The sequence below is a fragment of the Emcibacter nanhaiensis genome, assembly GCF_006385175.1.
Taxonomy (GTDB): Bacteria; Pseudomonadota; Alphaproteobacteria; order Sphingomonadales; family Emcibacteraceae; genus Emcibacter; species Emcibacter nanhaiensis.
In genome coordinates, this window is record NZ_VFIY01000004.1 from 761,184 (window position 1) to 767,578 (window position 6,395).

General features: G+C 59.9%; 5 protein-coding genes. 2 read left to right on the forward strand and 3 right to left on the reverse strand.

Translation table 11 applies throughout. The features are described from left to right. Window positions 1–46: 46 nt before the first annotated feature. Entirely contained in the window at window positions 47–706 is a 660-nt protein-coding gene (locus FIV46_RS03935) for a TetR/AcrR family transcriptional regulator (protein WP_139938578.1), read from the forward strand. A 99-nt stretch (window positions 707–805) separates the two neighbouring features. Continuing rightward, window positions 806–1,399, forward strand: a complete 594-nt coding sequence (locus FIV46_RS03940; protein WP_219845847.1) for a 2-hydroxychromene-2-carboxylate isomerase — start codon at window positions 806–808, stop codon at window positions 1,397–1,399. 77 nt (window positions 1,400–1,476) lie between these two features. Here the strand turns inward: FIV46_RS03940 and FIV46_RS03945 are convergent, their stop codons facing one another. The 3 genes from FIV46_RS03945 to FIV46_RS03955 form a co-directional block, all read right to left on the reverse strand. After that, window positions 1,477–3,798: a membrane-bound PQQ-dependent dehydrogenase, glucose/quinate/shikimate family gene (locus FIV46_RS03945; RefSeq protein ID WP_139938580.1), complete on the reverse strand. Its 2,322-nt coding sequence runs from the start codon at window positions 3,796–3,798 to the stop codon at window positions 1,477–1,479. Window positions 3,799–4,083: 285 nt separating this feature from the next. Continuing rightward, on the reverse strand, window positions 4,084–4,854 hold the full coding sequence (locus FIV46_RS03950; RefSeq protein WP_139938583.1) for a 2-keto-4-pentenoate hydratase: 771 nt from the start codon (window positions 4,852–4,854) through the stop codon (window positions 4,084–4,086). A 14-nt stretch (window positions 4,855–4,868) separates the two neighbouring features. Further along, window positions 4,869–6,335, reverse strand: a complete 1,467-nt coding sequence (locus FIV46_RS03955) for a 2-hydroxymuconic semialdehyde dehydrogenase (RefSeq protein WP_139938585.1) — start codon at window positions 6,333–6,335, stop codon at window positions 4,869–4,871. Between the last annotated feature and the right edge of the window lie 60 nt (window positions 6,336–6,395).

Genomic DNA, 6,395 nt, shown 5'->3' on the forward strand with positions numbered 1-6,395 from the left:
TGTAATTCAAGCTGAATAACCCACTACTGCAAGGTAAAAACTTAAAATGAAGAATAAAGCAGCCACTGGACCAGACCAGAAACCATTAACGGCAGCCGAACGGATGCGGCAGGCAAAGATCGATCAGATTGTCTCCGGCGCGATAGAGGCCTTCCTCGAAGACGGCTTTGCGGTGACCAGCATGGATAAAATTGCCGAAAAAGCCGGCGTCTCCAAACGGACGGTTTACAACTACTATCCCAGCAAGGAAGAAATTTTTACCGCCGTCATGGAAATGCAACTCGCCGCCACCTGGGGCTCTTTAAATACCGAACCCAGTCAATCGGTGGAGTGGAAGGATCAACTGCGACTTGTTGGCATCGGCATGCTGCAGGTTGCAAACTCACCGGTAACCCTGTCCCTGTTTCGGACAATCATTGCCGAGGCAATGCGGTTTCCGGATCTGGCCCGGAAACTAATTGAAAAAAGTGTGAAAAGCCTTCTCGACGATGTTTCCACAATTCTCGATCATGCCGTCAAAAATTCCGAGCTGCAGATTGCGGACACAAAGCTGGCCGGAGAATATTTTCTCGATGTGCTTACCGGCACCGCATACCAGATTGTGCTTTTGGGTGTCGAGCCGCCGATGAAAGACAAAGAAATAAGGGAACGTGCTGAAAGGGCCCTGGATTACCTCCAGAAAACTTTTGCGATAAAACCGGCCTGAGAGACTGAATGAGGAAGTAATTCAAGCATCTGGTCAACTGATTGGGCATCCGCTTTTGTCGTGCAGAACAACAAGAACCGACTATTGGGAGACCACATAATGACCACAATCGACTTCTACTTCGACATTCACAGCCCCTACGCCTACCTCGCGTTTCAGCGAGTACCGGAACTTGCCCGGAAACACGGCTGCTCTGTCAATTATCTGCCGATCGACCTGCGGCGGACAAAAACTGCTGTGGGCAACACCGGACCGGCAGGCATCAAAATCCCGGCGAAAGCCCGCCACTTGTTCACTGACCTACAACGCTGGGCAGACCGTTACGGCGTGGCCTTGGGCGGCAGGCCCAAAGGCATGGATTCCAACCGGATCAACCGCGGTGTCTTTTTCGCCCAGGATCGCGGAGTGGCCGAAGACTATATTCGCGAAGCCTACACCGCCACCTGGGTGCGCGGCGGAGACATGGCAAGTGATGAACTGTTAACGGAGCTGGCGCAAAAAATGGGCTGGGACCCGGATGAATTTCTGGCCTATATCGGATCCGCTGAAGCAGACGAGCGGTATGAGGAGCTGTTCAACAACGCGATCGACCGCGGCGTCTTCGGCGTCCCGATATACATCATCGACGATCAGATGTGGTGGGGTAACGACCGGCTTCAGTTTGTCGATGAATATCTCGCGGGAAAAAAGTGATCTCCGGCGGTGACTGCTATTCGGCAGAGAGCTCCTCACCTGCCGAATAGTGCTTTTGTTTTAATATCTGCGTTCCTTCATTGCGGCAGCGCATAGGCAACGACAGTCGCATGGTCCGGTGCATCCATCCCCGGATATCCTCCGGCCACAATCACCACAAACTGACGACCGCTTTTGGGGGATCGGTAGGTCATCGGCACCGCCGCACCAACCGTCGGCAGCTTGTCGCGCCAGGCTACCTCGCCGTTGCCGATATCAATCGCCCGCAAGTAGGAATCCTGTGAAGCGCCAATAAAAATCAGCCCTCCTCCAGTGGTCAGGGCGCCGCCCATGCCCGGTGCGCCCATACGGAACGGCAGATGGGATTTCAATCCCAATGGCCCGGCCCTCTCTGCCGTGCCCAGGGCTTCGCTCCACAGCAATTTCCGGGTTTGCAGATCGAACACGCTCAACCGGCCGTAGGGCGGCTGCTGACAGGGGGCAAAAATGGGCGACAGGAACATCTGTTGTTTGAACGCAAACGGCATTCCGCTTTGCGGGAAAATCAGGGATACCCCATGAACATAGCCCTGGCCGGGCACCAGTTCTTCCTGGGGTACCAACTGGGCCAAATTGGCCAGATGCAGGCTGTTGACCACCATCAGGCGCCGGCCCATATCAATGGAAACGCTGCCCCAGTTAATACCGCCTGCATTGGACGGATAGTGAATAAACGGCTGTGTTGACGGCGGCGTGTAGACCCCCTCATAGCGGGCCTTCCTGAACTGGATGCGACACCACATCTGGTCCAGCGGCGTTACCCCCCACATCTGCGTTTCCGTCAGATCGGGCCCGGCCACCGAAGCAAAGCCCGTGGTAAAGGGCTGGGTCTTTGACAGTCGTTCCCCGGGTGCCCCGCCCTGGGGCACCGGCCGTTCCTCAACTGGATCAATCGGGGTGCCGTCGCGTCGATCCAGCACAAAAATCTGCGCCTGTTTGGTCGGCACAATCAGGGCCGGGATGACACCGTCCGGCCCCTGAATATCAACCACCACCGGCTGCGAGGCGACATCATAGTCCCAGATATCATGATGCACCGTCTGGAACGACCAGCGTTCCTTCCCCGTTTTCACATCGAGGGCGACAACGGAGGAGCTGTATTTTTCCGCCACCTCGCTGCGGTTGCCGCCGTAATAGTCCGGCGGACTGTTGCCGATCGGGACAAAGACCAGCCCCAGCTCCTCGTCACCGCTGAAGATGGACCAGGCATTGGGCGTATTGGGGGTATAGGTCTCCCCTGCCGGCGGCAAGCCGGTGCGGTCGGGACGGGCCGCATCCCAGGCCCAGCGCAGCTCCCCGGTCACCGCGTCATAGCCGCGCACCACGCCGGATGGGGAATCCTGCGACAGAAAATCCAGAACAAACTGGCCGATGACGGCAACGCCATTGACGATGGTCGCCGGCGACGTCGGGTAGGCAACGCCCGGCGGAATGTCGTCACCGAAACCTTCCAGCAGGTTCACCGTGCCGCCTTCGCCGAAGGAAGAGCAAAGGGCGCCGCTCTCGGCATCGAGCGCAATCAGCCGGGAGTCCAGTGTCCCCAGCAGGATACGCTTCGGGCATTCCGCCGTTTTTCCCGGTTCCGCCTCGTAATAGGACACGCCCCGACACGCCACCATTCCCAGGTTTTCCGGGTTCGTTTGCGGATCAAAGCGCCAGACCTCCTTCCCGGTTTCCTGGTCCAGCGCCACGGTCACATTGCGGTCGAGGCACAGATACAGCTTGCCGTCAACAGCAAGCGGCGTGCCCTCGGCACCGGGACGTCCGTTTAAAAGCGGCACATCCGAGTCATAACGCCAGGCGACCTCAAGCCCCTCGACCGTCTCGGCAGTGATCTCGCTCAGGGACGAATAACGCGTACCCGCTAGCGTTCCGCCCCAGTTGTGCCATTCCCCCTGCGGGGAGGCACCAGAAGCGACCGGCGCTGCCGACGGCAGATCCGGCCGGGACATAACGGCAACGGTGCCCGACAATACCAACACGGCGACGACAGCCAGCACCGGCCCGCCTGCCCACCAGGAACTGACCGGCTCCATGCGTTTGCGCAACGGCGGCAGCAGAAAAACCAGTCCGAGAACCGCCGGAGCCACCAGGCGCGACACCAGCGCCCAGCCGTCGAGGCCGACTTCCCACAACCCCCAAACAATGGTTACCCCGACAAGACCGCCAAATAGTTTCACCGCCAAGGGCCGGCCTTTAGCCAATGCGACAACAGACATGATCGTCGCAAGCCCCGCAGCCAGGTAATAAATGCTGCCACCAAGACCGGCCAGAACAGCCCCGCCATAGGTCAGAGTAATGCCGATAACCGAGAGGATGAACAGAATCCCCCAAACCGTGACTTTCTCGCCGATGCTCATTTTAAGCGCTCCTTTCCGGACAGCCTTCCATATATTTACTACACCGTGTAGTGTAGTATGGTTACAGCAAAACTACAGGCCTGTCAATTAAACCTGTTGCGGGCTGTCGGCCCATAGTGGCGGCACTTCCAAGGCAGGAAAATACGTGAGCCTGGAATGCTGACCTGATCGGATTAGGAATTATAGTGGAAAATGATATTGGTGCGGCCGGGAGGCACTGCAAAGCCCCCGCCCCACCATCGCTCAGTTAGGAAAGTGCGCATATTTTGCGCACTTTTCAGCTGCCTATTTCACATTGAAGGTGACCGGTGTCATATTTTCGGTGTCGAGCCGGACGCTGATCCCGGGAGTGAGGGCCTCTGCCGCAGTGGCGCCGCCGGCCATCACATGCCAGCCCGCCTCGAGCCGGCCGCCGTCTTTGCCCACCAGCCGCGCCGCCCCGATGAGGGCCCGCAGCGGATCGCCGAGAATGGCAGAGGTGGAGCCGGACTGCACCTCTTCGCCGTCAAAGCTGATCGCCATGGCGAGATCGGCAATGTCGGTGTCGGCCGGATACCAGTCGCCGACCACATAGCTGGAGGTGGAGGTGTTGTCCGCCACCACATCCGGCAGATTGAATTTGAAATTCTCGTAGCGGCTGTCGATGATCTCCAGCGCCGGCGCCACGGCGTCCACGGCGGCCAGCGCTTCCTCGGGGCTCACCTCGCCGGCCAGCGGCGCCCTGAGGCGGAAGCAGATTTCCGGCTCGACCCGGGGATGAACATAATGTTTGAGGTCGATCTCGCCGCCGTTGTCCACCAGCATCACATTGGTGAGCCGGCCCCAGATCATTTCCTTGAGCCCCATCTGCTTCATCTTGGCTTCACTGGTGAAGCCCATCTTGACCCCGACCTGATGCTCGCCGCGGGCGTAGCGCCGGGCGAGCGAGAGCGCCTGCACCTGATAGGCTTCTTCCAGGGTCAGGTCGTGACCGGTTTCCGACAGCTGCGGAATCGCCGTCGCGGTACGCGCGGCGTCATCAACGATTTTAGCTATTTCGTTCAGGTCTTTGCTCATCTCAATGGGTCTCCCTACAACTTGACGCAGACGTTTCTCAGTTCGGTATAGAATTCCAGGCTGTGCACCCCGCCCTCGCGGCCGATGCCGGACTGCTTGGTGCCGCCGAAAGCGGTGCGCAGGTCGCGCAGGAACCAGCTGTTGACCCAGCAGATGCCGCAGTCGATCTGTGCCGCGACCCGGTGACCGCGGGACATATTCTCGGTCCACACTGCCGACGCCAAACCGTAAACCGTGTCATTGGCCCGCGCGATCACTTCCTCTTCCTCATCGAACGGCGTGATATGGCAACAGGGGCCGAAGATTTCTTCCCTCATGACCGCACTGTCGTCGCCAAGCCCGGTCCAGATGGTCGGCTCGACCCAGGCGCCGTCCTTCAGGTCGTCCGGCATGTCCGGCACGCCGCCGCCAATGACCACGGTCGCGCCCAGGTCTTTGGCCAGCTTGTAATAGCCCAGCACCTTCTGCTGATGCTCCTTGCTGATCAGCGGTCCCATGTTGACGGTTTCGTCTTCGGGACGGCCCAGCTTCAGGCCCTCGGCCCCCGCCTTGAGGCGGGCGACAAATTCATCAAAGACCGGCCGCTCGACAAATACCCGCTCGGTGCCGAGGCAGACCTGGCCGCAGTTGGCGAACACCGAACGCATGGTGCCCTCGATGGCCTTGTCCATATCACAGTCGGCAAAGACAATGGCCGGGTTCTTGCCGCCGAGTTCGAAGGAGACATCGCGCACCCCTTCGGCCGCCGCCTTCATGATCGCGGTGCCGGTGCGGGTCTCGCCGGTAAAGGTGATGGCGTCGACGCCCGGATGTTCAGTCAGGAACGCCCCGGCGCTGTCCGGCCCGAAGCCGTGCACCACATTGAACACGCCCCTGGGCACGCCGGCGTCATTCATCACTTCGCCGAGCAGGGTCGTGGTCAGCGGCGTCTCCTCGGACGGCTTGACCACCACGGTATTGCCGCAGGCCAAGGCCGGGCCCACCTTCCAGGTCATCAGCAGCAGCGGCAGGTTCCACGGCGAGATCACCCCGATCACCCCCTTGGGCGTGCGCACGCCGTAATTCTGCGCCCCGGCCCCGTCCGGCGTCTCGAGGAAAAAGCCTTCGGTCGGCACATTCCTGATCACGTCGGCAAAGACCTTGAAGTTGGCGGCGCCGCGCGGAATGTCGATATGGCTGGCCAGGCTCTTCGGCTTGCCGGTGTCGAGGCATTCGGCCTCGAGGAATTCGTCAAACCGGGCGGTGATGCCGTCGGCGACCCGGTACAGCATCCTGACCCGCTCCTCCACACTCATGCGGCCCCACGGCCCCTTGAGCGCCGCCCGCGCCGCGCTGACCGCGGCGTCAACCTCTTCGCGCTTGCCCTCATGCACCAGGCCGATCAGGCTGCCGTCGACCGGACAGCGGTTTTCAAAGGTGAGCCCGGACGATCCGGCGGTATATTCCCCGTTGATAAAATGAAGACTTTCTCTGTCTGACATGATCATTCCTCAAGTGTGAGATGAAAGAAAGATGGTCCCCGCCATGGGAGCAGCGGGAAC